Source organism: Caballeronia terrestris, from assembly GCF_001544515.1.
GTDB lineage: Bacteria > Pseudomonadota > Gammaproteobacteria > Burkholderiales > Burkholderiaceae > Caballeronia > Caballeronia terrestris.
Genome location: NZ_FCOL02000008.1, coordinates 110638 through 135685 on the forward strand (window position 1 = coordinate 110638; position 25048 = coordinate 135685).

The 25048-nt window shown below is 64.0% G+C and carries 23 protein-coding genes; 1 reads left to right on the forward strand and 22 read right to left on the reverse strand.

The genetic code is table 11. The features are described 5' to 3' along the window. Positions 1-28: 28 nt before the first annotated feature. The 18 genes from uraD to guaB form a co-directional block, all read right to left on the reverse strand. Positions 29-550, reverse strand: coding sequence for a 2-oxo-4-hydroxy-4-carboxy-5-ureidoimidazoline decarboxylase (uraD, locus tag AWB67_RS09775; protein WP_087656034.1), 522 nt, complete (start codon positions 548-550; stop codon positions 29-31). Beyond that, on the reverse strand, positions 547-1503 hold the full coding sequence (gene puuE / locus AWB67_RS09780) for an allantoinase PuuE (RefSeq protein WP_087656035.1): 957 nt from the start codon (positions 1501-1503) through the stop codon (positions 547-549). The genes uraD and puuE overlap by 4 nt, the downstream gene beginning before the upstream one ends. Positions 1504-1596: 93 nt before the next feature. Next, entirely contained in the window at positions 1597-2352 is a 756-nt protein-coding gene (locus tag AWB67_RS09785) for an aspartate/glutamate racemase family protein (RefSeq protein ID WP_087656036.1), read from the reverse strand. 85 nt (positions 2353-2437) lie between these two features. Beyond that, positions 2438-3934, reverse strand: a complete 1497-nt coding sequence (locus tag AWB67_RS09790) for an NCS1 family nucleobase:cation symporter-1 (RefSeq protein WP_087656037.1) — start codon at positions 3932-3934, stop codon at positions 2438-2440. A 377-nt stretch (positions 3935-4311) separates the two neighbouring features. Beyond that, positions 4312-5028: a GntR family transcriptional regulator gene (locus AWB67_RS09795; RefSeq protein WP_087656038.1), complete on the reverse strand. Its 717-nt coding sequence runs from the start codon at positions 5026-5028 to the stop codon at positions 4312-4314. A 297-nt stretch (positions 5029-5325) separates the two neighbouring features. Beyond that, positions 5326-6255 carry a muramoyltetrapeptide carboxypeptidase gene (gene ldcA, locus AWB67_RS09800; RefSeq protein WP_087656039.1) on the reverse strand — a complete coding sequence of 310 codons (930 nt, stop codon included), beginning with the start codon at positions 6253-6255 and terminating at the stop codon, positions 5326-5328. Next, entirely contained in the window at positions 6252-6797 is a 546-nt protein-coding gene (tadA, locus tag AWB67_RS09805) for a tRNA adenosine(34) deaminase TadA (RefSeq protein WP_235025092.1), read from the reverse strand. Before tadA ends, ldcA begins: the two co-directional genes overlap by 4 nt. After that, a complete protein-coding gene (locus AWB67_RS09810; protein ID WP_087656041.1) occupies positions 6794-7186 on the reverse strand; it encodes a DnaJ family domain-containing protein in 393 nt (130 codons plus the stop codon). The genes tadA and AWB67_RS09810 overlap by 4 nt, the downstream gene beginning before the upstream one ends. 227 nt (positions 7187-7413) lie before the next feature. Then, positions 7414-8196, reverse strand: coding sequence for an ABC transporter ATP-binding protein (locus AWB67_RS09815; protein WP_087656042.1), 783 nt, complete (start codon positions 8194-8196; stop codon positions 7414-7416). After that, positions 8193-9080 carry an ABC transporter ATP-binding protein gene (locus AWB67_RS09820; RefSeq protein ID WP_087656043.1) on the reverse strand — a complete coding sequence of 296 codons (888 nt, stop codon included), beginning with the start codon at positions 9078-9080 and terminating at the stop codon, positions 8193-8195. The genes AWB67_RS09815 and AWB67_RS09820 overlap by 4 nt, the downstream gene beginning before the upstream one ends. A gap of 1 nt (position 9081) precedes the next feature. Next, positions 9082-9996: an ABC transporter permease gene (locus AWB67_RS09825; RefSeq protein ID WP_087656044.1), complete on the reverse strand. Its 915-nt coding sequence runs from the start codon at positions 9994-9996 to the stop codon at positions 9082-9084. Between the two features lie 51 nt (positions 9997-10047). Next, a complete protein-coding gene (locus tag AWB67_RS09830) occupies positions 10048-11118 on the reverse strand; it encodes an ABC transporter permease (RefSeq protein ID WP_087656045.1) in 1071 nt (356 codons plus the stop codon). After that, positions 11119-12732 (reverse strand): ABC transporter substrate-binding protein, encoded by a 1614-nt coding sequence (locus AWB67_RS09835; protein ID WP_087656046.1) that lies wholly within the window; start codon positions 12730-12732, stop codon positions 11119-11121. It lies immediately after the preceding gene. Between the two features lie 43 nt (positions 12733-12775). Beyond that, positions 12776-13339: a D-alanyl-D-alanine dipeptidase gene (gene ddpX, locus AWB67_RS09840; RefSeq protein WP_087656047.1), complete on the reverse strand. Its 564-nt coding sequence runs from the start codon at positions 13337-13339 to the stop codon at positions 12776-12778. Positions 13340-13630: 291 nt separating this feature from the next. Beyond that, positions 13631-14185, reverse strand: a complete 555-nt coding sequence (thpR, locus tag AWB67_RS09845) for an RNA 2',3'-cyclic phosphodiesterase (protein WP_087656048.1) — start codon at positions 14183-14185, stop codon at positions 13631-13633. 40 nt (positions 14186-14225) lie between these two features. Next, positions 14226-15809, reverse strand: coding sequence for a glutamine-hydrolyzing GMP synthase (gene guaA, locus AWB67_RS09850; RefSeq protein ID WP_087656049.1), 1584 nt, complete (start codon positions 15807-15809; stop codon positions 14226-14228). 173 nt (positions 15810-15982) lie between these two features. Beyond that, positions 15983-16780: a hypothetical protein gene (locus AWB67_RS09855; RefSeq protein ID WP_087656050.1), complete on the reverse strand. Its 798-nt coding sequence runs from the start codon at positions 16778-16780 to the stop codon at positions 15983-15985. A 3-nt stretch (positions 16781-16783) separates the two neighbouring features. Continuing rightward, positions 16784-18244, reverse strand: a complete 1461-nt coding sequence (gene guaB / locus AWB67_RS09860) for an IMP dehydrogenase (protein WP_087656051.1) — start codon at positions 18242-18244, stop codon at positions 16784-16786. A gap of 283 nt (positions 18245-18527) precedes the next feature. On the opposite strand from guaB, the gene AWB67_RS09865 reads away from it, so the two are divergent. Further along, positions 18528-19493 (forward strand): DMT family transporter, encoded by a 966-nt coding sequence (locus AWB67_RS09865; protein WP_087656052.1) that lies wholly within the window; start codon positions 18528-18530, stop codon positions 19491-19493. 25 nt (positions 19494-19518) lie between these two features. On the opposite strand, the gene AWB67_RS09870 is transcribed toward AWB67_RS09865, so the two are convergent. The 4 genes from AWB67_RS09870 to AWB67_RS09885 form a co-directional block, all read right to left on the reverse strand. Then, complete coding sequence (locus tag AWB67_RS09870) at positions 19519-21411, reverse strand: potassium transporter Kup (RefSeq protein ID WP_087656121.1); 1893 nt, start codon at positions 21409-21411, stop codon at positions 19519-19521. A 256-nt stretch (positions 21412-21667) separates the two neighbouring features. Further along, a complete protein-coding gene (locus AWB67_RS09875) occupies positions 21668-22228 on the reverse strand; it encodes a phosphoribosyltransferase (protein ID WP_087656053.1) in 561 nt (186 codons plus the stop codon). Between the two features lie 114 nt (positions 22229-22342). Further along, entirely contained in the window at positions 22343-23689 is a 1347-nt protein-coding gene (locus AWB67_RS09880; RefSeq protein ID WP_087656054.1) for an adenylosuccinate synthase, read from the reverse strand. 139 nt (positions 23690-23828) lie between these two features. After that, complete coding sequence (locus AWB67_RS09885) at positions 23829-24980, reverse strand: ATP phosphoribosyltransferase regulatory subunit (RefSeq protein ID WP_087656055.1); 1152 nt, start codon at positions 24978-24980, stop codon at positions 23829-23831. Positions 24981-25048 lie beyond the last annotated feature (68 nt).

A 25048-nucleotide genomic window follows, 5' to 3' on the forward strand; every position in this document is an offset into this window, starting at 1 on the left:
CTTGTACTTTCTGCGGTGAAAAACGGATTCAGGCGCTGATCAGGTCATCGAGCCTGAAGCGTGCGATCCGGTAGATCTGATCGAGACTGGTGCGAAGCTCGTCGGCGCGGCTGTGATTCACGCGCTCCTCGAAGTTCGCGATGATGCCGTGGCGGTCGTAACCGCGTACGGCGAGGATGAACGGGAAGCCGAACTTCTCGCGATACGCAGCGTTGAGCGCCTGCAAGCGGTCGAATTCTTCCTGCGTACATAGGTTGAGGCCCGCGCCGCTTTGCTCGCGAGTCGATTCCTCGGTGAGTTCGCCGCGCACCGCCGCCTTGCCCGCAAGCTCCGGGTGGGCGTTGATGAGCGCGAGCTGCCGCTCGTCGCCCGCCGCTTCCACCGCGCCCGACATCATGACGTGCAAGGCATCGACGCTTGCGAACGGCCGTTGCGGTGCTGCTGCTTCAGCCACCCACGGCGAGTGCTCGAAGATGCCCGAGAGCACGGTCACGAACGTTTCAGTGGGCAGTGCGTTGAGTTGATCGAGTGTGTAGTGCATCGCCTTCATGCCGTCGTCCCGTTGGTTTGTTTGCCGCCTTCATAAGGGTGATGTTCGCGCCAGTGCCGCGCGATATCCACGCGACGCGTCACCCACACGCGGTCATGTTTTTCGATGTGATCGAGAAAACGCTGCAAGCCGCGAAAACGCCCCGGGCGTCCGAGCAGGCGGCAATGCATGCCGATGGAGAGCATCTTCGGCGCTTCGTCGCCTTCTTCGTAAAGGACGTCGAACGCATCGCGCAGATAGGTGAAAAAGTGCTCGCCCGTGTTGAAACCCTGCGGCGTGGCGAAACGCATGTCGTTGGTGTCGAGCGTGTACGGCACGATCAGTTGCGGGCAATTGGCGCCGCCCGTTACTTCGACGTCCATCCAGAACGGCAGGTCGTCGCCGTAGTTGTCGGAGTCGTAGAGGAAGCCGCCGTGTTCCGCCACCAGCCGGTGCGTGTTGGGACTGTCACGGCCGGTGTACCAGCCGAGCGGCCGCACGCCCGTCACGCGCTCGATCGCGTCCATGCCGAGGCGCATATGCTCTGCCTCGCGCTCCGGCGACATGTCCTGGTAATGGATCCATCGATAGCCATGACACGCGATCTCATGCCCCAGTTCGACGAACGCCCGTGCGAGTTCGGGGTGCCGCTCGATCGCCATGCCGACGCCGAACACCGTGAGCGGCATGTTGCGCTTCTCGAACTCGCGCAGGATGCGCCAGACGCCCGCGCGCGATCCGTATTCGTAGATCGACTCCATGCTCATGTGACGCGACGGGTACGACGCCGCGCCGACGATCTCCGACAAAAACTGCTCCGAGCCCGGATCGCCGTGGAGTACGCAGTTTTCGCCGCCCTCCTCGTAGTTCAGGACGAACTGCACGGCGACGCGTGCGCGTCCCGGCCAGTTCGCCTGCACCGGGTGGCGGCCGTAGCCGATCAGGTCGCGCGGATAGTTCGGATCGTTGGACATAGCGATAACAAGGTTGAAAACGGACGGTGGATCGATGGTCCAGTGTAGCGAAAACACCCCGGTGCGCCCATATGGCGGCGCAGATAATGCGGGTCACTTGCGGTGTATATGGCTCTCTCTCGGGCTGTAGTCGGCGAGTACGCCGTCGTAGCGTTTTGGCAGCGGCCGTGCGAAATCGCCGCGTTTCGACGTGTGCAACTTCAGCGCGATGAGCGCCTCGGCCCATTTCACGGCGGCCGTCACGCCCTCGACGACCGGCGCGCCGATCGCATCTTCGACTTCGTGGCAGAACTCCGCCATGCCCGCGCAGCCCAGCACGATCGCATCCGACCCGTCCTCGTCGAGCGCGCGGCGGCATTCGTCGATGATGATGTTGCGCGCAGCCGACCCCGGCACGTCGAGATCGAGCACGGCGACGTCCGTTGCCCGCACGTTCTTGCAGAAGCGCGTCATGCCGTAGCGCTCCGCCAGATGCCACGCCATGCCGCAGGTGCGCGCCAGCGTCGTCACGACCGAGAAGCCCGGCGCGATCACGCTCGCCGCGTGCATCGCCGCTTCCGCGATGCCGATCACCGGCCCGCGCGCCAGTTCGCGCGCCGCGTAGAGCGCGGGGTCGCCGAAGCACGCGATCACGTAGCCGTCGAAACCCTCGCGCTCGCCCGACTCGATCTCCGCCAGCAAGCCGAGCGACGCGATCGCCTCGTCGTAGTAGCCTTCGATCGAAGGCGGCCCCATCGTCGGACTCACGGCCACGATTTCCGTGCCGGGCGATGCCACTTCTTTCGCGCAACGCCCCATCGACTCGGTCATGCGCTGCGTCGTATTGGGGTTGATCAGTTTGATTCGCATGGTCCTGCTCCTTCGGATTTCGTTTTCTGCAACGCCGGCACCGCTCATGTGCACGCGAGGGGCCGGCGCTGTGTATCGCTAAAGCTTAGTTCGAAGCCTTCTTGTCTGCCAGGAACCAGTAGAACACCGCGGCGAGGCCCGCGCCGATGAACCACGAGAAGTTAGCAGCGCCTTCGAGCGACGGAATCATCACGCAGAGCACCGCGATCAGCGCCGCCGGCAACAATGCCGCGACCGCACGGCGATTCACGCCCTTCGTGTACCAGTAGCGGCCCGTTTCCGACACCGTGTACAGATCGTCCACCACGAGCTTGCCGCGCTTGACGAGGAAGAAGTCGACGATCAGGACGCCGTAGAGCGGTCCGATGAAGCTGCCGAGCACGTCGAGCGTGTAGTGGATAACGGCCGGGTTGTTGAACAGGTTCCACGGTGTGATGAAGATCGATGCCACTGCCGCCATCATCCCGCCCATGCGCCAGCTGATGTGACGCGGCGCGACGTTCGAGAAGTCGAAGGCCGGCGACACGAAGTTCGCCACGATGTTGATGCCGATTGTCGCAATCGTGAAGGTCAGCGCGCCGAGGATCACGGCCGTCGGGTGATCGATGCGGCCCACGGTTTCAACCGGATCGGTGATCAGTTGGCCGAACACCGGCAGCGTCGCGGCGGTCGTGATGACGGTGACGAGCGAGAACGCCAGGAAGTTGACCGGCAGGCCCCAGAAGTTGCCGCGCTTCACGCTGCGATAGCTCTTGCAGTATCGCGAGAAGTCGCCGAAGTTGAGCATCGGGCCGGAGAAGTACGAGACCACAAGCGAAATTGCCGTGATCATGACCGGCACGACTTCCATGCCGTGGTACTTCACGCCGCCGAGGTTCAGGCCGATGTTCTTCAGGCCGGCGCGCCACACCATGTAGCCCGCGAGCATGAACATTACGACGTAGACGGCGGGGCCGGCGAAGTCGATGAACTTCTTGATCATCTCCATGCCGCGCCAGAACACGATGGCCTGCAGCACCCAGAGCAGCATGAAGCCCGCCCAGCCGAGCGCCGACAAGCCGACGAAGCCGTGCTGGTGGACGTCCGCGTAAGGCATCCATTGCGGGACGAACTTGAGCACGACTATCACGAGCGCGCTCGAAGCAAGAAACGTCTGGATTCCGTACCATGCGACCGCGATCAGCCCGCGCAGCACGGCGGGAATGTTGGCGCCGAGTACGCCGAAGGTCGCGCGGCACGCGACCGGATAGGGCACGCCGGCCTGCTGGCTCGGTTTCGCGATCAGGTTGCAGAGCGCGTTCACGAGTCCGATGCCGATCAAAAGCGACACCAGCACCTGCCAGCTCGTGAGACCGAGCGCGAAGAGACTGCCCGCGAACACGTAGCCGCCGACACTGTGCACGTCGGACATCCAGAACGCGAAGATGTTGTACGCGCCCCAGGTCTGTTGCTTGAGCGGCGCGAGGTCCTCGTTATAGAGACGATCGCTGTAGCCGGCGGGCATGTGCGAATCGTGGGCGGATGCTTCGCCGTCGTACGGTGGCAGCGAGGATTCGCTGGACGTAGCACTGAACTGGGCCATGACTTCTCCTTCGATGAGAAAGGCAAATGGGTAATGAAATTCGACCAATGCGCGGCTCGACGCGGGGTGCGCCGATTCGGATACCTTGGCTTTTTACGCGCAGTACTTGCGGACTTGCGAGACTCTCCTGGCGGTGTATCGACGGGCCATGCTGCTGGCCAGCCCTTGATACGACGCCCGGACGGCTTTCATTTCGCGCTCAAGCAGAGCGCCCTGTTCAGTGATGCCGTTGCTGCGTCTTTTCGCGCGCAATCGGCTGAGTGTCTTGCTTCGTGTGCTGCTTGCGTGTCCTCTGGCGGGGCACGGTCTCCATCTGATCTTCGGTCGGTGCCGGTCCTGGCCGGCTTTCCGTTACTGCACACCGTGCTTCGCGTCTCTCAACGCTCGGCAGGCTTCGCAAATACTTCGCGCAGATCGACCGCGCCACGCGCCGGCCGCTCCAGCATCTTCAATTCGACATCCCGCAGATGCCGCGACATCAGTTCGGTGGCCTTCGGGGCATCGGCGGCATCGAGCGCGGTGAGGATCTCTTCGTGATCCTCGAACGAGCACGAACTCTTGCCGAGTGATTCGTACAGCGCCGAGATCAGCGTCGAACGCGCAACCAGACCGGACAGGCATTCGCACAGCACCGTGTTGCCCGTCAGCGAGGCGAGTTCCGTATGGAACTCGCCCGAGAGCCTGATCCACGACGAAAAATCGTGGCTCTCGAAGGCGCGTCGTTCGCGTCCGATGGTCGCGCCGATCGACTTCAGGCGTCGCGTGCCGTGTCCGCTGCAGATCCGCTCGACTACCGCCATTTCGATGATCCGGCGCATCTCGAACACTTCATGCACTTCCTGCAGCGACGGACTCGCGACAAATGCGCCGCGATTCGGCTCCAGATCGACGAGCCGCTCGCCTGCCAGTTGCGCGAGCGCCTGCCGCACCGTGCCCCGCTTCACCTCGAACACTTCGCAGAGTTGCGCTTCCGTCAGCTTCGCGCCGGGCGCGAGGCGATGCTCGAGGATCGCGGCGCGGATGTTCTCGGCGATCGACTCGGCATTCGCATTGGCACTGATGACGACTGCAGCAATCGGTTTCGGGTCGGACATGATGTGCTCACTCGCATGTTGTACATCTTAGAAGCGACATAAAGATTGTCAACAATTCAATTTAGGAATTGTCGGCAATCGTGTTTGGAATGAAATGAGTCGGCGTGCAAGCCAATGGTGAAGGGCCTCCGCGCCTATTTCTAAACATTTTGTCATCATTGACCGCACTTTTTTGTCGACAAAGAGGTTCGTACGGGCAACTTGCGGGTTAACTCGGAGAGATTGAATATAGACCGTTAGTTGCGTGAATGAAGTTGTAAAAAGCGCCCCGACCGGGCGCCCGAAAAATCACAAAACTTACGCGAGATGCGGATAGTCGCTCAGCTTCATCGTGAAGCCCTGCGCACGCGCGACGAGATGCGCCGTCGCGCCGAACGGCAGCGTCAGAAGATTCTCGACGTGTCCGAACTGGAGGCCCGTTACAACCGGAATGCCGATCACCGCGCGCACCTGCTCCAGCATCGTGTCAAGGGAATAGCCGTTGTCGTAGTCCGAAAGGCGTCCGCCGGAGAATTCGCCCATCACGAGCGCCTGCTGCCGCCCGAGCACGCCCGACTGGTGCAACTGGTAAATCATCCGTTCGATACGGAACGGATGCTCGTTCACGTCCTCGATGAACAGGATACCCCCCTCCACCGGCGGCATATACGGCGTGCCGACCAGCGACGCCAGAATCGCGAGATTGCCGCCCCACAGCATGCCGGTTGCATCGACCGATTGCTGTTGTGGCGTGTTGCCCGACACGGTGAACGCCGGGCGCGTGATCGCGGTCCAGAAGTTCTGCATGGTGAACGTGCTCGGATGCTCAGCGCCGAAGTCGCCCGCGAACATCGGTCCACCGAAGCTCTTCAGCCCGGCGCGGGCGTAGAGCGCGCACTGGATCGCGGTGAAATCGCTGTGGCCGACGATCGCGATCGGGCGGTCTTCCAGGCGCCGTTGCAGACCGTCGAAATCGAGGCCATGAAGGATGCGTGACGCGCCGTAACCGCCGCGCACCGCAAGCACGATGTCCGGCAGCCGCCGCGCGGGGTCGGCGAGACGGTTCAGATCGGCGGCGCGCTCGCTGTCGGTGCCGCCGAAGCGCTGGAAGCGCCGCTGCGTCGCGTGCAGGTTCTCCAACCGATGTCCCTGCGCCCGCAGCCGCTGAAGTCCCCGCTCGACGGCCGCAGGATCGTGCGGATAGCCGGAAGGCGCCACGAAATCGATGGTGCGGGGCTTGACGATCATGGAGTATCTGAAGAAGTCGGGAGAGTGAACGCCACTTCGCGCGCGCGGCGGGCGTCGCGCTCCTCGCGTGCGAGCTGCCGGCGTTCGGCGAAGAAATTGCGCAGCGCGTGGCCGCATTCGTCGGCAAGCACGCCGCCGACGACGGTCGTGTGGTGATTTAGCCGCTCGTTGGCGAACACGTCGACGACGCTGCCGCACGCGCCCGTCTTCGGGTCCGGCGCGCCGAACACCACCCGCGCGACGCGCGCATGCATGATCGCGCCCGCGCACATGAGGCACGGTTCGAGCGTAACGTAGAGCTCGCAGCCGGGCAGCCGGTAGTTTTCGAGCGCCCGCGAGGCCGCGCGCAACGCTACCATTTCCGCATGCGCCGACGGATCGTGCCCGCCGATCGGATGATTGAACCCCGTCGCGATGACTTCGTCGCCGCGCACCAGCACCGCGCCGACCGGCACTTCGCCGGCCGCGCGCGCTTCATTGGCGGCTTCGCGAGCTAGCGCCATGAAATAGCGATCGCGTTCGTCGGACGGGGGTTCGCTCACTTCGGCTGCTCCGCCGCGCGGTTCTGCGCACGCTCGGAGAGCCGCTCGGCAATGCGCCGACGATATTCGTGCGGCACCGTCGAGCCGCCGCGCAGGGATTCCAGCGCCATGTCGAGCGCAAGCATCTTCGCTTGCAGACGGCAGCGCGCCGCCGGATCGGTGACTTTGTCGAATTCGTCCTGCAGGTCGCGCAGCGCCCGCAATTGCTCGACGGCCGGCGGCACGAAACCGGCGTTTTTCAGGATCCGGTTCGCGACGCGAACTTCTTCGGGCACGAGGGCGTCGTCGTCAAACTGGAGCGGCGCGCCCGCGCCGGGCAAATCGTCGAATTCGCCGCGCGCGGCGGCAGCGCTGATCCGCTGTTCGACTAAGGCATCTAGCAGTTTCATCGGGGATTACGATCGGCCTACGGGCACGAAGCCCAGCCGGTCTTTCGCAATATCGTTAGGGCGGCCGCTCGGGGCCGGAACACCGTCCGCGACGCTTGTCGCAAAATTGCAGGACGGCATCGGAAATCAAGCCAGCCATTCTATCAGCGAGTTCCGAAAACGATTTCTTCCAAACGCACGAGCGTTCGACGCGAGTTCCGTTTATGCAACAGGCACAGAATTCCGCTTCATAACGCCGTATCGACCCCGATCGCCTCGGCCACCTTGCGCTTGTAGCCCTCCGTCGCGAGCAGCAGGCTGCGAGTGTATTCGTGCTTCACGTCGCGCGCGCGGACGGCGTCGATCGAAAGCTGCTCGACCACTTCGCCGTTACGCATCACGGCGACCCGCTGACAGAGAAAGCCGACGACCGCGAGATTGTGGCTCACGAGGATCATCGTCAGCTTGCGTTCGCGATGCAGCCGCCGCAGCAGGTTCAGGATTTCCGCCTGCACGGAGACATCGAGCGCGGAGGTCGGTTCGTCGAGCAGCAGCACGCGCGGCTCGACGATCAGCGCCCGCGCGATCGACACCCGCTGCCGCTGCCCGCCCGACAACTGGTGCGCATAGCGAAAGCGAAACGCCGGTCCGAGGCCGACTTCGCGCAACGCGTTCAGGATGCGCTCGTCCTCCTCGCCGATGCCGTTGATCGCGAGCGGCTCGCGCAGCGTCTGATCGACCGTGAAGCGCGGATGCAGCGAGCCGTACGGGTCCTGGAACACCATCTGCACGTCGCGGCGGAACGCGCGGTCGATCTTGCTGCCGAGCGAATGCGTCGCGACCTGCATCGCGCCGCCGGCGAGCGGCACGAGACCGGTGAGCGCGCGCAGGATCGTCGACTTGCCCGACCCCGATTCGCCGACGAGCCCGAAGACCTCGCCTTCATCGACGTGGAACGACGCGTCGCGCACGGCGTCGGCGTAGCCTGTGTTCGTCTTGAAGCGGATGTGCGCGTTCTGAACTTCGATCATTGCGCGGCTTTTTCGTCGGTGAGCGGTTCGGTAAGCCACGCGGCGTCGCGGCGCAGAGTCGGCAGCTCATCGGGCGGATCGGTCAGCGGCGGATTGGCCGCGAGCAGCCCGCGCGTGTACGGATGCTGCGCGTGCTGGAGATCGCGCGCGGCGCACGTTTCAACCACGCGCCCGCCGTACATCACGACCACGCGGTCGCAGAACGACATCACGAGCGGCAGGTCGTGGCTGATGAAAATGAGCCCCGTGTCGTGCTTCTCGATCATCTCGTCGAGAACGGCGAGGACCTGGATCGAGACGAGCACGTCGAGCGCGGAGGTCGGTTCATCGGCAATGAGCAGGCGCGGCCCCGCCGACACCATCATCGCGATCATCACGCGCTGCCCCATGCCGCCCGATAGCTCGTGCGGATACGCATCGGCGACGCGCTCCGGATTGCGGATATGCACCGCCGCCAGCGCCGCGACGATCCGCTCGCGCATCGCCCGCGCGCCCAGCTTCGGCTCGTGGGGCCTGAACGCTTCACGCATTTGCTGTGCGACCGTCATCACCGGATTGAGCGAATACTTCGGGTCCTGCAAGATCATGCTCATCTGCGTGCCGCACAGGCGCCGCCGCTCCTTCGGACGCATCGCGAGGAGGTCGGTGCCTTCGAAGCGCAGCGCATCGGCCGACCATTGCGCCGACGGCGGCAAAAGCCCGAGCAGCGCGCGCCCCGTGAGCGACTTGCCCGACCCCGATTCGCCGACGATGCCAAGCCGCTCTCCCCTTTGCACCGCGAGCGAGATGCCGCGCACGGCGTCGGTGAGCGTGCCGTCGTGGGCCGGAAAGCCGATCCGCAGGTTCTCGATCTCGCACAGCGGCGCATTCGATGGCGTCTGCATGTCAGCCTCCGTGGCGGGGATCGAAAACGTCGCGCAGACCGTCGCCGAGCAGGTTGAACGCGAGGCTCACGAAGAGGATCGCGAGGCCGGGGATCGTCGCGACCCACCATGCGTCGAGCAGCACGTTGCGGCCCGACGCGACCATATAGCCCCATTCAGGACTTGGCGGCTGGGCGCCCAGACCGAGAAAGCCGAGCCCCGCGACGGCGAGGATGATGCCGGCCATGTCGAGCGTCGCGCGCACCAGCACCGACGACGAACAGAGCGGAACGATATAGCGCAGCAAAATCCGCATCGACGACGCGCCCTGCAACCGCGCCACGTGGATAAAGTCCGCCTGCACGAGCCGCAGCGTTTCGGCGCGCGCGAGCCGCGCGTACGGCGGCCACGCGGTGATCGAGATCGCGATGACCGCGTTGAACACGCCCGGCCCGAGCGCCGCCGCGAATGCGAGCGCGAGCACGATCTTGGGGAACGCGAGCGCGACGTCCGTGAGACGCATCAGCACCGTATCGACGAAACCGCCGCAAAAGCCCGACGTCGTGCCGATCAGCAAGCCCACGGGCACCACCAGCACGACGACGAGCATCGCGATGCTCAGCGTGAGACGCGAGCCATGCACGAGCCGCGACAGGATGTCGCGGCCGAGCTGATCGGTGCCGAACCAGTGCGCGGCAGAACCCGGCTGCATCAGGCGGTCGGAGAGCGTTTGCTGCAGCGGGTCTTGCGTCACGATCATCGGACCGACGGCCGCCACCACGATCAGCAGCACGAGAATCGCCAGGCCGAACATGCTGAGCGGATTGCTCGAAAAGCGCCGCCAGCGCCGATACGCGCGGCCGAGCGCCGCCTGTCTCCGCGACGCGGGAGTATCGGTGAGAAGCCACGCCTTGAGATGCCCGCGCTGCTTGCTCATGGGCCAGTCCTGGGTCGAATCTTCGGTTGATTGAGGCATGGGCATCCGACGTCAGCGCGCCCGCGGATCGAACACGCGATAGAGCGCATCGGTCAGCAGGTTCAGCGTAATAAAGGTGGCGCCGATCACGAGTGTGCTGCCGAGCACGGCGTTCATGTCGGCGTTGAGGAGCGCGCCCGTCAGATACGAGCCGATGCCGGGCCACGCGAACACGATCTCCGTCAGCACCGAACCTTCGAGCAGGTAACTGTACGCGAGCGCGATCACCGTCAGAAGCGGCACCGCGATGTTGCCGAACGCATGCCGCCAGATCACGCGCTGTTCGGAAAGACCCTTCGCGCGCGCGGTCGTCACGTATTCCTGGCTCAACTGGTCGAGCATGAACGAGCGCGTCATGCGGCTCAGGTACGCTATCGAATAGAACGCGAGGATGCCCGCCGGCAGCACGACATGCGAGAACGCGTTGGCGAACACGTCCCACTCGCCCGCGATCAGTGAATCGGCGAGCAGGCTGCCGGTGCGCGTCTCGACCATGCCGTCGTACATCGGATCGACGCGGCCCGGGCCGGAAACCCAGTGCAGCCGCGCGTAGAACAGCAAGAGGCCCATCAGCGCGAGCCAGAACACCGGCACCGAACTGCCGATCAGGCCGACGAAGCGCGCGACGTGATCGATCCACCGGTTGTGGCGCACGGCCGCGATCACGCCGAGCGGCACGCCGATCGCAACGCCGACGATGATCGACAGCGTCGCGAGTTCGAGCGTCGCGGGGAAGACGCGGCGAATGTCGTCGATGACCGGATTCGCCGTCAGCAGCGACACGCCGAGCTGGCCATGCAGCACGTCGCGCGAATAGATCAGGAATTGCTCGATAAGCGGCTTGTCGAGGCCGAGCCGCAGGCGCGCGGCGGCGTACGCCGTCTCCGATGCGCGATCGCCGAGGATCGCGAGCACCGGATCGATCGGAATCTTGCGGCCGATGAAGAACGTGATCGCGAGCAAGCCCGTGAACGTGATCAAGAGCATCGTGATCCAGCGCGCAAGCAGCAGTATCCAGCGCACGCCGCGCCGCCGCTCCGAAAGCGCGCGGATGCGGTCGAATGTCGAAAGCGGCGTCGACACTTATTGCTTCTTCAGGTCGCGATACGAAACGAGGTCGTTGATCGGCCCGACTTCGAGGCCCGTCACGCCCGGCCGCGCCGCCACCTGCGACACCTTCTCGAACATGATCACGAAGGGCGACTTCGCGAGCATCTCCTTTTGCATCGCCTGATACATCTGCGCGCGCTTCGTCGTCGACGATTCCGCGAGCGCCGCGAGTGTCTCCTTCGTGAGTCCGGGGATGTCCCACGAGTTGCGCCACGCGAGCATCTTGTAGCTCGACTTATCGGAGTTGTCGGGGTTCCACGCGAAGCCCTGCGCGTTGCTGTGCGGATCGATGTAATCCGCCGACCATTCGCCGATGTAAATGTCGTGCTGACGCGCGCGATAGCGGCCGAGCGTCTGCTTGTTGTCGCTCGGCATCAGCTGGACCTTGATGTTGCCGAGCGCGAGGTTCGCCTGCACCGCCTGCGCGATCTCGCTGTACGGATAGTCGTTGCGCACGTCCATCCTGACGGTGAAGCCATCGGCAAGACCGGCCTTCGCGAGCAGCGCCTTCGCCTTCGCGACGTCCTGGTGATACGGGTTCGTGTTCAGCGTGCCGAGGAAGCCTTCGGGCAGGAACGTCTGATGAACCTTGTAGGTCGTGCGGATCACGTTCTTCTGAATGCCCTGATAGTCGATGAGCCACTTCATCGCTTCCTGCACTTCCGACTTCGCAAGATTCGGGTTCTTGTTGTTCAGGCCGAGATACATCAGCGTCGCCTGAGGCACCGACGTGACCTTGATCTTGCCCGCCTTCGAGAGCGTGTCGCGGTCGTCGGGGCTCAGGTCGCGCGCAACGTCGATGTCGCCGTTCTCGATCATCAGGCGCTGGCTCGCGGCTTCCGTCACATGACGCAGCACGATGCGCTTCATCGCGAGCGGCAGACGATAGCCGTCGAAGCGCTGCAGGACGATCGAATCGTTCGCGGTCCACTTCACGAGCTTGTAGGCGCCCGAGCCGGCTTCGTTGGTCTTCAGCCACTCGTTTCCGAAGTCGGTGTCCTTCTGGTGCGACTCCGCGAGCTTGCGGTCGATCACCGACGCCGGCCACGCGCCGAGCACGTTGAGCACGAAGGTCGGCGCGTACTTCTGGTCGGTGGTGATCGAGACAGTGGTGTCGTCGATTTTCTTCACGTTCTGCAACGCGTTGGCCTTCGTCAGGCCGATGCCCGCGAGCACGGCCGCTGCGCCCTTGTCGAGCAGCGCCGTGCGCTGGATCGACCACGCGACGTCATCGGCGGTGAGCGGGTTGCCGGAATGGAACTTGAGGCCGGGGCGGATCTTGAAGGTGAACGTGAGGCCGTCGGGGCTGACCGTCCACGATTGTGCGACGTCGCCATTGAACTTCGACGGGTCCTTCAGATCGACGCGCACCAGACGATCGTAGGTGTTCGCGACGTATTCCTCGGGGACGAGTTCGTAGATTTCGCCGGGGTCGAGGGTGGTGAATTCGTCGAGGAGCGTGGCCATGACGAACATGTCTTTCGGGGTTGCTGCCTGCGTTTGGCCTGGCGTCAGTGTCAGTGTCAGCGTGGAGGCGACAGCGAGTGCTGCAAGTGTTGCGAGTGCGTTGCGCAAAACCAGTTTCATATCGCGTTCCGTTTTTTTGGGGTGTCGTAGGTTGCTGTTCGGCTTACATCAGGCGCAGCGGGCCGCTTTCGCTGTTGTCGATCACCGGGCGTTCGCGCGATCCCGGCAGCTCGTAATGCCACCATTCGCTCGCGATGTGCGTGAACCCTGCGCCGTGCATCACGCCGAGCAGCAGCGTGCGGTTTTTCTGGATCTGCTCCGGCAAGCCGGGGTGGAAGTGCTCGGAGGCGGCGACCATCGCGTCGAAACCCGTCCCCATGTCGAGTTCGGCGCCGCTTGCATCGACGAGCGTCAGGTCGATCGCCGTGCCCCGGCTGTGGTTCGAACCGCGGCCCAGCTCGGCGATGAAGGTCGGATCGGGGAGGAAGTCCCAAAGGACCTGCTGAGCCTGCGGCGGGCGGTAGGCATCGAATATTTTCACCGTCATGCCGATGGTTTTCGCGATGTCCACGGCCTTGCGCAGGGCGGCTTCGGCAGGCTCGAGCAGCAGGCAATGCGCCGCTTTGTAGATCGGCTTGCCGGTGAAATTGCGATCGGTCGCGTACGCGAGGTCGATCTGGACGTGGTGGGTCTGGGGAGTGATTTCGAGGAGGCGGGGATGGGTCATCGTCTACGGCTGCGGGTGAGTTGCGTGATCGCGGAATGCGGCACGGCGCGGGGCGCTTGATTCGTTAGCGAGCGGTTTGTCGCGTGCGCGATGACCGCGGCGTTGCGCCTGTCGCGCCACGGTGATCCGGTGGTACGTGCTGCTGGTGTCTTCACAAGGGAAGTCGGCATCGGCGCGTCGGTTGTTCGTCCGTTATTTTGATCGCAAATATTAGACCGAGCCAAAATTGTGCAGGCAGCTAATAAAACTTATTGATTCGACCGTTGTGATTGGTAAAGACACCGATCGAGGTCAGTCAATCAGCTGCCAGCGCCCAAGCGGCACATATTGCGACCGCCCGAGCAGACTCCGCACCAGGACGAATTCACGCACGGTCCACGAGATCGGATCGACGGTTTGTTCGGAAAGATGGTGCTCGTCGTAGAGCAAGGTCACGTGCGGGGTGTAATGCGAATTCGCCTTGATCGCGAGGCCGGCGGTTTGCAGTTCGACGCCCAACCCGGTGTAAAGGTCGAGCAATCCGTTGGCTATAGCATCCGGGGCCGTGCGCAGGACGAATGGCCTTTTGCTTCGTCTGCCCGGGAAACTTGAAGTGCGATCGAACGCGATGCCAACCGGCGGCAATGCGATTCTCGACGCGGCGTCACACGCGACCATGACCACGTCTTCAGGTACTCCCGCGAACGCGCCCAGATGATGCAAGGTGACGTGAAAACGATCAGGAGCAGCGGGCTTGCCCTTCAGGCTGTGCTCGGCGCGCACGCGCTCGGCGAGCCGCGACAGCCGCTCGGCGGCCGCGGCGTCGGGGTAGATGGCGAAAAAGAGGGAGTCGGTCAGAGCGGGCATTGCACTCTTACGCGCAGTTCAAGGCAACGCAGACGGCCCCTCACTCCCACTCAATCGTAGCCGGCGGTTTCCCCGAAATGTCATAAACCACCCGATTAACGCCCCGAACCTCATTGATAATCCGGTTCGAAACATGCCCGAGCAGTTCATGCGGCAGATGCGCCCAATGAGCCGTCATGAAATCCAGCGTCTGCACCGCCCGCAGCGCGACGACGTATTCATAGGTCCGCCCATCGCCCATGACCCCAACGCTCTTCACCGGCAAAAACACCGCAAACGCCTGACTAGTGAGGTCATACCAGGATTTCCCCGTCTCTTTATCGATCGTAGTGCGCAAAGTCTCGATAAAAATCGCATCCGCGCGACGCAGCAGGTCAGCAAACTCCCGCTTCACCTCACCGAGAATCCGCACGCCGAGCCCTGGCCCCGGAAACGGATGCCGATACACCATCGCCGGCGGCAGCCCGAGCTTCACGCCGAGCTCACGCACCTCGTCCTTGAACAATTCGCGCAGCGGCTCCAGCAGCTTCAGGTTCAACGTCTCCGGCAAGCCGCCCACATTGTGATGGCTCTTGATCGTATGCGCGCCCTTCTTTCCCTTGCCCGCCGATTCGATCACGTCCGGATAAATCGTCCCCTGCGCGAGCCACTTCGCATCCTTCAGCTTGTTCGCCTCGGCCTGAAACACCTCGACGAATTCCGCGCCGATGATCTTGCGCTTCGCCTCGGGATCGGTCACGCCCGCGAGCTTCGACAAGAACACCGTGCTCGCATCGACGTGGATCACCTTCACGCCGAGATGATCGGCAAAAGTCGTCATGACCTGCTCGGCTTCCTTCTGGCGCAAAAGGCCGTGATCGACGAACACGCACGTCAGCTGATCGCCGATCGCGCGATGCAACAGCGCCGCCGCCACCGACGAATCCACGCCGCCCGACAAGCCGAGAATCACATGCTCGTCGCCGACTTGCGCGCGAATCTTCTCGACGGCTTCGTCGATGTAATGCCCCATCTCCCAATCGGGCGTCGCACCGCACAGCTCGAGCACGAAGCGATCGAGCATCGCGCGGCCCTGCACCGTGTGCGTGACTTCCGGGTGCCATTGCAGGCCGTAGAAGCGGCGCTCGTCGTCGGCCATCGCGGCGATCGGGCACGACGGTGTCGATGCCATCAGCCTGAAGCCGGCCGGCATGTCGGCCACCTTGTCGCCGTGGCTCATCCACACCTTCAGCATGCCGTGGCCGGAGTCATCCTTGAAATCCTCGATGTCGTTCAGGAAGCCCGTGTGGTTGTGCGCACGCACTTCCGCATAGCCGAACTCGCGCAGCTTGCCGAGCTCGACCTTGCCGCCGAGCTGGTCGGCCATCGTCTGCATCCCGTAGCAGATGCCGAGAACCGGCACGCCCAGGTCGAATACGATCTGCGGGGCGCGCGGGGAGCCGGCTTCCGTGACCGAATTAGGCCCGCCCGACAGGATGATGCCCTTGGGCGCGAACTCACGGATGAACGCCTCGTCGACGTCGTACGGATGGATTTCCGAGTAGACGTGCGATTCGCGGATGCGTCGCGCGATCAACTGGGTGACTTGGGAGCCGAAATCGAGGATCAGGATTTTGTCGTGCATGGCAGCGGCCAAAGGCGAAGTAAACGGTTGCGGTAATGGGGGCGCGGGGTCGGCGTCATCGCGACGTCCGGCTCCCGCCAAAAAATCGACGGCCGGCGCGAAGGCCGACCGCTGGAGTACAGGTCATGGCGAAACGCCCGGTTCGGTTGAGGCGCGCTTCGCTCATGCGGTTTTCATCGCGTATCGGGGCGCAGCGGGTCCGGCGTCAAACGCGGTTCCGTGCGCTCGCCCGTCACAGGGTCGATGGTTCTGCCGGTGGCGGGATCGATGGTTCTGGCAATCGTTGGCTCAATCGTGCGGCCGGTCACGGGGTCGATCGTGCGGCCGGTGACCGGATCGATGCTGCGGCCGGTCGCAGGATCGATCGCTGTGGCTGCCGGCGCTCGCGCCGCGGGCCGCGTTCCGACATCCAGCGCCTCGCCCGCGACAGGCTCGCCCGCCAGCGGATCGACGCGACGGCCAGCGGGTGTCGTAGCCGTAGCAGGCGCGGGCGTCGCGCGAACATCCTCGCGCTTTACCGCCGCGCGCTTTTCAGCGCGATCCGCCGCCACCGCGCCCGCCGCCTGTGCCCGCTCGCGCCGGCGCACCGCGCCCGCGAGCCGCACGCTGCCGAGCCCGAGGATCAGCAGGATCACGCCGGTCAGCGCGGAGACCACCTGCCCGAAGCCGGCGAGTTCCGGCGTCCGAAGCCCGAGCAGCCACACGAGCATGACAACGCCCGACAGCCATTCGACATGCCCCGACACCCTTGCGGCCGTCACCGTCAGCGCGCCGTTGACGGCCGCGTGAAACGACAGCCACGCCAATCCGACGAGCGCGATGCCGAACAGTTGCCCGGCGAACGCAGGCTGCACCTGAACGAGTTGCAGCGCGCTGTACAACGCAGCCCAGGGCGTCAGCAGGAACAGCACGCCGAACGCGAGAAAAATCAGGGCATTGACGACGAGTACGGCTCGCAGCAACGGTTTCATGGTTTAGTCCACGTGGTAGTTGGGCGCTTCCTTGGTGATCTGGACGTCGTGGACGTGCGATTCGCGCATGCCCGCCGCCGTGATCTGCACGAACTCGGCCTTGTCGTGCATCTCCAGAATCGTGCGGCAGCCGCAGTAGCCCATGCTCGCCCGCACGCCACCGACCACCTGGAACAGGATCGCGTTGACCGAGCCCTTGTAGGCGACGCGGCCTTCGATGCCTTCCGGCACGAGCTTGTCGATGTTCGCCGAGTTGTCCTGGAAGTAGCGATCGGCGGCGCCGTCCTTCATCGCACCGACCGAGCCCATGCCGCGATACGCCTTGTACTGGCGGCCCTGGAACAGGAATACGTCGCCGGGCGACTCTTCCGTGCCCGCGAGCATGCTGCCCATCATGACCGCGTTCGCGCCGGCGGCAAGCGCCTTCGCGACGTCGCCGGAGAAGCGCACGCCGCCGTCGGAGATCACCGGCACGCCGCTGCCCTTCAACGCTTCCGACACGTTCGACACCGCCGTGATCTGCGGCACGCCGACGCCTGCGACGATCCGCGTCGTGCAGATCGAGCCCGGGCCGATTCCGACCTTCACGCCGTCCGCGCCGTACTCGACGAGCGCCTTGGCAGCTTCGGCCGTCGCGATATTGCCGCCGATCACTTCGATGTGCGGATACTTCTGCTTGACCCAGCGCACGCGCTCGAGCACGCCCTGGCTGTGGCCGTGCGCGGTATCGACGACGATCACGTCGACGCCCGCCGCCGCCAGCAGCTCGACGCGCTCTTCGTTATCGGCGCCGACACCCACCGCCGCGCCGACGCGCAGCTTGCCGTGTTCGTCCTTGCAGGCGTCCGGGTGTTCGGTCTGCTTGGTGATGTCCTTGACCGTCATGAGGCCGCGCAGGTCGAACGCGTCGTTCACGACCAGCACGCGCTCCAGCCGGTGGCTGTGCATCAGCGCCTTCGCTTCGGCGAGCGGCGTGCCTTCCTTGACCGTCACGAGGCGCTCGCGCGGCGTCATGATGTTGCGCACCGGCTCGTCCATGCGTTCTTCGAAGCGCAGGTCGCGATTGGTGACGATGCCGATCAGCTTCGGCCCCTCGACGACCGGAAAGCCCGAAATGCCGTGCTGCTGCGTCAGCGCGATGACGTCGCGCACGCGCATTTGCGGCGGCACGGTGATCGGATCACGCACGACGCCCGACTCGAAGCGCTTCACTTTCGCGACTTCGCGGGCCTGTTCGGCAGCGGTGAGGTTCTTGTGGACGATGCCGACGCCGCCCATCTGGGCCATCGCGATGGCGAGGCGCCCTTCGGTGACGGTGTCCATGGCGGCGGACACGAGGGGCATGTTGAGGGAAATCTTGCGGGTCAGCTGGGATTTAAGGGTGGTGTCGCGCGGGAGAACGTTGGAAAACGCGGGCACGAGCAGCACGTCATCGAACGTGAGTGCTTTCTGGATCAGACGCATGGCAAATCCTATGGGCGCAAAAGCAGATTATACCGATAGTTCCCCGGTTTTTCACTGACCGAACATTGGCTTACGTGAATCCGTCGCAATTTCCGGGCCTATTTTCCACCCTCATTTCGCTTTTCTTTTCGCGTCGTTTTCGGCTGATTTTCGGTTTGGCCTTCCGCGCTATCGGCTCGCACGCGGGGTCGAAAACGGCATCGGAGTGCAGCTTTCGACAAGACGAACCGCCCCTGCCCCGTGCTACTCTCCGCGCCTTCAAGAGCCAAGACAGGAGCAGACGATGCAGCGCGGCGTGGCATATGGGGTAATGGCAGGGGCAATCTGGGGCTTCATTTTTCTCGCGCCGCGACTGCTGCCCGATTTTTCGCCGCTCCTCCTGAGCAGCGGCCGGTACGTGATGTACGGACTCGTCTCGCTTGCGTTCGCGCTGCCGTTCGCGCGGCGGCTCGCCGCAAAACTCACACGCGCGGACCTCATCGCGCTCGTCAAGCTGGCGCTGGTCGGCAACCTGCTCTACTACATGCTGCTCGCGACCGCCGTGCAGATGGTGGGCGTCGCGCCCTCCTCGCTGATCGTCGGGATTTTGCCCGTCACCGTGACGCTCGCCGGGCGGCGCGATCACGGCGCGATCGACCTCAAGCGCCTGTTCTGGCCGCTCGTGATGGTTATCGCCGGCATCGCGTGCATCAACATCGACGTCTTCAGCGACGCCGGCGGCAACGCCACCAGCGTCATGACGAAGCTCGGCGGCCTCGCGTGCGCGGTGGGCGCGCTCCTCTCGTGGACGTGGTACGCGGTCGTCAACGCACGCTACCTGCAGGCGAACACCCATTTCGACGGCAACGAGTGGGCGATCCTGTGGGGCATCGTGACGGGCGTATTGGGGGGCGCGCTATGGCTCGTCGTGCTGATGCTGCCCGCGGGCACCGTGCAGGCGAGCGTGCCGGCCGGGCGCTGGCAGACGTTCTGGATCGTGAGTTTCGCGCTCGCGCTCGGCGGTTCGTGGCTCGGCAACACGCTCTGGAATGCGGCGTCCAAACGCCTGCCGCTGACGCTCTCGGGACAGATGATCGCGTTCGAAACGCTTTTCGCGCTGCTTTACGCGTTTGTCTACGACGAACGGCTGCCGCGCGTGCCCGAGGTCCTGGCGATCGTGCTGCTGCTGGGAGGCGTGAGCTGGTCGGTGCGCCAGCACGCGGTTGCGAGGCCATCTACGCGGGCGGAACTGGAAGCGCCGGCGCACTGAAGGCATTCAATGCGCCGGGCAACGCTCAAATTTCGATCTTCGTGCCCAGCTCGACCACGCGATTGGCCGGGATGCTGAAGAAATCGGTCGGCTTGGCGGCGTTCTGGTGCATCCACGCGAACACGCGCTCGCGCCACACCGACATGCCCGGCAACTCCGTCGGCACGACCGTTTCGCGCGCCATGAAGAACGACGTGTCCATCAGCTCGAAGGTCATCGCGTGCGTGCGGCTGATCTGCTCGAGCACTGCCTTCACGTCCGGCGTCTCGTTGAAACCGTAGGCGGCCTTCACGAGAAAAAGCCCGCCACTAATGTCCTTCACGTCGAGCCGCTCCGAATCGTCGACGTACGGGATGTCGCGCGTCACGAAGTTCAGGAAAATCGTCCGCTCGTGCAGCACCTTGTTGTGCTTCAGGTTGTGCAGGAGGCTCACTGGCACGAGCGAGTCGCTGCCCGTCAGGTAGATCGCCGTCCCCGACACGCGATGCGGCGGGTGCGCCAGCAGCCCCTGCAGGAACGGCATCAGCGGGATACCGTCGGCGGCCGTGCGGTCCTTCACGATCATGCGGCCCTTGTACCACGTCATCAGCAGGAAGAACAGCGCCCCGCCGACGCACAGCGGCAGCCAGCCACCCTGCTCGATCTTCAGCAAACTCGCGCCGAAAAACCCGAGATCGACGAGGAAAAACACGCTGATGATCCCCGTCACGACCGCCTTGTTCCAGCCCCAGAGCTTGGTCATGACGACCGAGGCGAGCATCGTCGTGACAATCATGGTCGCGGTGACGGCGAGGCCGTACGCGGCAGCGAGATTCTCCGAACTCTTGAAGCCGATCACGATGCACAGGATGATGAAAAGCAGCATCCAGTTGACGAGCGGAATATAGATCTGCCCGATCGCGAGTTCGGACGTGTGCAGGATCTTCATGCGCGGCACGTAGCCGAGCTGGATCGCCTGGCTCGTCAGCGAATAGGCGCCCGAGATGACCGCCTGCGATGCGATGACGGTCGCGATTGTCGAGAGAATCACGAGCGGCAGCAGCGCCCAGTCCGGTGCGAGCAGGAAGAACGGACTCACGCGCGCTTCCGGCGAATGCATCAGAAGCGCGCCCTGGCCGAAGTAGTTCAGCAGCAACGACGGCATCACGAAGCAATACCAACCGAGGCGGATCGGCTTCGCGCCGAAGTGGCCCATGTCGGCGTAGAGCGCTTCGGCGCCCGTCAGCACGAGCACGACCGAGCCGAGCACGATGTACGCCTGCAGCACGTGCTGCTGCATGAACGAGAACGCGTAATACGGATTCAGCGCGATGATCACACGCGGCTCGAGCACGATGTGATACACGCCGAGCACGGCGAGCGTCGCGAACCACAGCACCATGATCGGGCCAAACAGCCGGCCGACAACCGCCGTACCGCGCCGCTGGATCCAGAAGAGCATGATGAGGATGACGATCGTGATCGGCAGCACGTAGGGCGCGAGCTTCGGCGTGGAGATGGTGAGCCCTTCCACCGCCGAGAGCACCGACATCGCCGGGGTGATCACCGCGTCGCCGTAGAACATGCACGCGCCGAAGATGCCGAGCATCATCAGGATGCCGGACATGCGCCCGGTGTTGCTGAAGGTGCGCAACGCGAGCGTCATTAGCGCGAGCACGCCGCCTTCGCCGTTGTTGTCGGCGCGCATGACGAACAGCACGTACTTGATCGCGACCACGATGACGATCGCCCAGAAGAGCAAGGAAATGACGCCGAGGATGGAGGCATCGGTCAATTCGATGCCGTGCGACGTGCTGAACGCCTCTTTCAGCGCATACAGCGGACTCGTGCCGATATCGCCGAACACGATGCCGATGGCGGCAAGCGCCAGCGTCGGAAGAGGCTGCTTGCGCTCTTGCGCGTGAGTCAGATTGGTCATAAACGCGAGGTATCCGTTTGAGGCGGAAAAAACGAACGCCATTCTAACGTTGCAGGCAAACCGCCGGTTCCCTGTTGTCCGAGCACCACGCGAGGCGGGAAGAGGCAGTTTAGCATTGCGTCGAAATGGCGACGGTGCATCGGCGCGGTGCTTCTCGAACACGCCATGACTTTCAGTGCACCAAGAAAAACGCCGTTCGGCCATGCCCGAAGGCATGAGCGAACGGCGTCGAGCCGGGCTTGTTCGATGATGCGTGTCAGCCGCGGCCGTTCTGCATGCCGCGCTTGATCCATGCGCCGAGATTGTGCGGACGCACCGTATCCCACTCCTCGAACGGCTGATGAATCCACGGGTTCGTTTCCAGAAACTGAACGTGATAGTCGGGCTTGACCTTCGAGCACGCCTTGTACCAGAGCACCGCCGAGCGCACCGCCGTGACCGCCGGATAGCGTTCCTTCAGATGCTCCTGCACGCGCGCGAGCGTGACACCCGAGTCGACCAGATCGTCGACGAGCAGCACGTTGCCGGTCAAATCGCCGCGCGTCATCGTGATGTACTGCGCGATGTCGAGCGCACCCTGCTCCGTGCCGGCGGCCTCGCGGTACGAACTCGTCGAGAGGATCGCGAGCGGCAGGTCGTAGATGCGCGAGAGCTGGTCGCCCACGCGCAGGCCGCCGCGCGCGAGGCACAGGATGTTGTCGAACTTCCAGCCGGACTCGTGCACGCGCAAGGCGAGCAGTTCGATCAGCCGGTGATATTCATCCCACCCGACCCAGAGGTTCTTGTCGTCGTTGCGCGGGTCCGTCATCGCGATCATGGTAAGACTCTTTCAAATGCGTACTGCGGTTATATACGAAATGTGGCCGCTCAGTGCGGCCACATTTTTTGAAGCGATCGGTTCAGGCGAGCCGATTGAGCCGAAAACGCGCGCTCAGACCTTGAACGGATGGCGCAGCAGGATGGTTTCGTCGCGGTCGGGACCGGTCGAGACCATGTCGATCGGCACGCCGGCCACTTCCTGCACGCGCGTCAGATAGGCGCGCGCGTTTTCCGGCAGGCCGTCCCATTGCGTGATGCCGATCGTGCTTTCCTTCCAGCCGCCGAACGTCTCGTAGACCGGCTCGCAACGCTCCACTTCCGACGCGCCGCGCGGCAAGATGTCGACGGTCTTGCCATCGAGCTTGTAGCCGACGCAGAGCTTTACTTCCTCGAGGCCGTCGAGTACGTCGAGCTTCGTCATGCACAGGCCCGAGATGCCGTTGATCTGGATCGAACGGCGCAGCGCGGCGGCATCAAGCCAGCCGGTGCGGCGCGGACGGCCCGTCACCGAACCGAATTCCTTGCCGACGGTGGCGAGCGTCAGGCCGACCTGCTCCTGGCGCTCGGCGTTGTCGGCGTCGTACAGTTCGCTCGGGAACGGACCCGCGCCCACGCGCGTGCAATACGCCTTCGTGATGCCGAGAATGTAGTTCAGCTTTTGCGGACCAACGCCCGCGCCCGCAGCCGCCGCACCCGCGACGCAGTTGCTCGACGTGACATACGGATAAGTGCCGTGATCAATGTCGAGCAGCGTGCCTTGCGCGCCTTCGAACAACAAGTTGCGGCCGGCGTGGTTCTCGTCGTAGAGACGGCGGGAGACGTCGGTGACCATCGGCGCCAGACGATCCGCGTAGCCGAGCATCGTGTCGAGCGTTTCCTGATAGTCGACCGCTGCAGCGCCCAGATATTGCGTGAGCACGAAATTGTGGAAGTCGAGCGTTTCGCGCAGGCGTTCGGCAAACACGGGCGCGTCGAACAGATCCTGCACGCGCAGGCCGCGACGGCCGACCTTGTCCTCGTAAGCCGGGCCGATGCCGCGCCCCGTCGTGCCAATCTTGCTCGCGCCGCGGCGCGCTTCGCGAGCCTGATCGATGGCGACGTGATATGGGAGGATCAGCGTGGCCGCTTCGGAGATGAACAGGCGCTTCTGGACGTCGATTCCCGCCGCTTCCAGCTCGCCGATTTCCTTGAAGAGCGCTTCCGGAGACAACACGACGCCATTGCCGATGTAACAGGCCGTGCCCGCGCGCATGATGCCCGAGGGAATCAGGCGCAAGATGGTTTTCTTGCCGCCGATGATGAGCGTGTGGCCCGCATTGTGACCGCCCTGGAAGCGCACGACGCCCTGGGCGTGGTCCGTCAGCCAGTCGACGATCTTGCCTTTGCCCTCATCACCCCACTGGGTGCCCACCACGACGACGTTGCGCCCGGGGTTCACATTCACTGCACTGGCAGACATGTTGATTCGTTAGCTGGTTAAAAACGCATTTTACCTATGTTCGCGAAAGGTTCCGAGTTTTTCGGGACTTTCATGAACCCGTGTCGATCGGAAACGCCTTAAAAAGCCGTTGCCGATCAAAGGTATGGCATTTGGCTGCTTACTTTCGCGCTTCCACGATCCATGTGCCGTCACGTTCGACGAGCACGCGATCGAACGCGAATTCGTCGAGATCGTGGTCGTGGCCCGGGAGCGCCTGGATCACCACTTCGCCCTTGTCGCGCAAGGCCGCGACGGCCGCACGCAATGGTTCGTCGTGCTTCCATGGTGCGACGATCGCGCTGCCGCGGGCATCGACCGGGGAAATGCGGGCGACTTCGCGCAGGTCCAGCGAAAAGCCCGTCGCCGGACGCGCACGGCCGTACGCAAGGCCGACGTCGTCATAACGGCCGCCGCGCGCGACCGCGTTCGGCACGCCGTCGACATAGGCCGAGAACATCACGCCGCTGTGGTACGCGTAGCCGCGCAAATCGGCCAGGTCGATCATCAGTTCCGCGCCGTTTGCTTGCGATGCGAGGAACGCGAGGTCGTCGAGGGCACGAGAGATCACCGGCAGGTTCGGCAGACGGCCCCGCGCGGTGTCGAGCACCGACGCATCGCCATACAGCGACGGCAGCGCGCGCAACGCCTCGCGCGGCACCTGACCGAGATGCGCAGTGAGTTCGTTCAGACGCGGCACGTCCTTGCTGGCGAGCGCATCGAAAAGCGCTTCGCCCAGCGATGCCGCCGCTGGTTCCATTTCGAGCAGCGCCGCGAGCACACCGGCATGGCACAAATCGAGACGCACCTTGGTCAAGCCCGCGAGATGCAGCGAATCGAGCATCAGCGTCTGAATTTCGAGGTCCGCTTCGAGGTCCGCGTGGCCGTAGATTTCAGCGCCGATCTGGATCTGCTCGCGCGTCGCGTGCAGGCCGCGCGGACGCGTATGCAGCACGTTGCCTGCGTAACAAAGACGCGTCACGCCCTGCCGGTTCAGCAAATGCGCGTCGATACGCGACACCTGCGGCGTGATGTCCGCACGCAGGCCGAGCGTGCGGCCCGAGAGCTGGTCGACGAGCTTGAAGGTGCGCAGGTTGAGATCACTGCCGCCGCTCGTCAGGAGCGACTCGATGTATTCGAGCATCGGCGGCATCACGAGCTCGTAGCCGTACGAGCGGAAGCGGTCGAGCAGCCGCCGGCGCAGCTCTTCGATCTTGCGGGCCTCCGACGGAAGCACGTCGGCAATATTCTCGGGGAGTAACCAGGTCGACATCGAAACGATTCCTACGGGGTGTTTGAGCGACCTTCGGGCGCTCTTATAAAGAGAGAGGGCGCGCGAGG

What these genes read in the sequence shown, in the direction of transcription:
- AWB67_RS09875 (WP_087656053.1), bottom strand. Translation starts at nt 22,228, where the DNA reads ATGATCGCGATGACGGACCCGCGCAACGACGACAAGAACCTCTGGGTC.
- AWB67_RS09810 (WP_087656041.1), bottom strand. Translation starts at nt 7,186, where the DNA reads ATGAAACTGCTAGATGCCTTAGTCGAACAGCGGATCAGCGCTGCCGCC.
- AWB67_RS09865 (WP_087656052.1), top strand. Translation starts at nt 18,528, where the DNA reads ATGCAGCGCGGCGTGGCATATGGGGTAATGGCAGGGGCAATCTGGGGC.
- guaA (WP_087656049.1), bottom strand. Translation starts at nt 15,809, where the DNA reads ATGCACGACAAAATCCTGATCCTCGATTTCGGCTCCCAAGTCACCCAG.
- AWB67_RS09825 (WP_087656044.1), bottom strand. Translation starts at nt 9,996, where the DNA reads ATGAGCAAGCAGCGCGGGCATCTCAAGGCGTGGCTTCTCACCGATACT.
- AWB67_RS09820 (WP_087656043.1), bottom strand. Translation starts at nt 9,080, where the DNA reads ATGCAGACGCCATCGAATGCGCCGCTGTGCGAGATCGAGAACCTGCGG.
- ldcA (WP_087656039.1), bottom strand. Translation starts at nt 6,255, where the DNA reads ATGATCGTCAAGCCCCGCACCATCGATTTCGTGGCGCCTTCCGGCTAT.
- AWB67_RS09790 (WP_087656037.1), bottom strand. Translation starts at nt 3,934, where the DNA reads ATGGCCCAGTTCAGTGCTACGTCCAGCGAATCCTCGCTGCCACCGTAC.
- AWB67_RS09880 (WP_087656054.1), bottom strand. Translation starts at nt 23,689, where the DNA reads ATGTCTGCCAGTGCAGTGAATGTGAACCCCGGGCGCAACGTCGTCGTG.
- AWB67_RS09855 (WP_087656050.1), bottom strand. Translation starts at nt 16,780, where the DNA reads ATGAAACCGTTGCTGCGAGCCGTACTCGTCGTCAATGCCCTGATTTTT.
- guaB (WP_087656051.1), bottom strand. Translation starts at nt 18,244, where the DNA reads ATGCGTCTGATCCAGAAAGCACTCACGTTCGATGACGTGCTGCTCGTG.
- AWB67_RS09835 (WP_087656046.1), bottom strand. Translation starts at nt 12,732, where the DNA reads ATGAAACTGGTTTTGCGCAACGCACTCGCAACACTTGCAGCACTCGCT.
- AWB67_RS09870 (WP_087656121.1), bottom strand. Translation starts at nt 21,411, where the DNA reads ATGACCAATCTGACTCACGCGCAAGAGCGCAAGCAGCCTCTTCCGACG.
- ddpX (WP_087656047.1), bottom strand. Translation starts at nt 13,339, where the DNA reads ATGACCCATCCCCGCCTCCTCGAAATCACTCCCCAGACCCACCACGTC.
- AWB67_RS09815 (WP_087656042.1), bottom strand. Translation starts at nt 8,196, where the DNA reads ATGATCGAAGTTCAGAACGCGCACATCCGCTTCAAGACGAACACAGGC.
- AWB67_RS09785 (WP_087656036.1), bottom strand. Translation starts at nt 2,352, where the DNA reads ATGCGAATCAAACTGATCAACCCCAATACGACGCAGCGCATGACCGAG.
- puuE (WP_087656035.1), bottom strand. Translation starts at nt 1,503, where the DNA reads ATGTCCAACGATCCGAACTATCCGCGCGACCTGATCGGCTACGGCCGC.
- AWB67_RS09885 (WP_087656055.1), bottom strand. Translation starts at nt 24,980, where the DNA reads ATGTCGACCTGGTTACTCCCCGAGAATATTGCCGACGTGCTTCCGTCG.
- thpR (WP_087656048.1), bottom strand. Translation starts at nt 14,185, where the DNA reads ATGCCCGCTCTGACCGACTCCCTCTTTTTCGCCATCTACCCCGACGCC.
- uraD (WP_087656034.1), bottom strand. Translation starts at nt 550, where the DNA reads ATGAAGGCGATGCACTACACACTCGATCAACTCAACGCACTGCCCACT.
- AWB67_RS09795 (WP_087656038.1), bottom strand. Translation starts at nt 5,028, where the DNA reads ATGTCCGACCCGAAACCGATTGCTGCAGTCGTCATCAGTGCCAATGCG.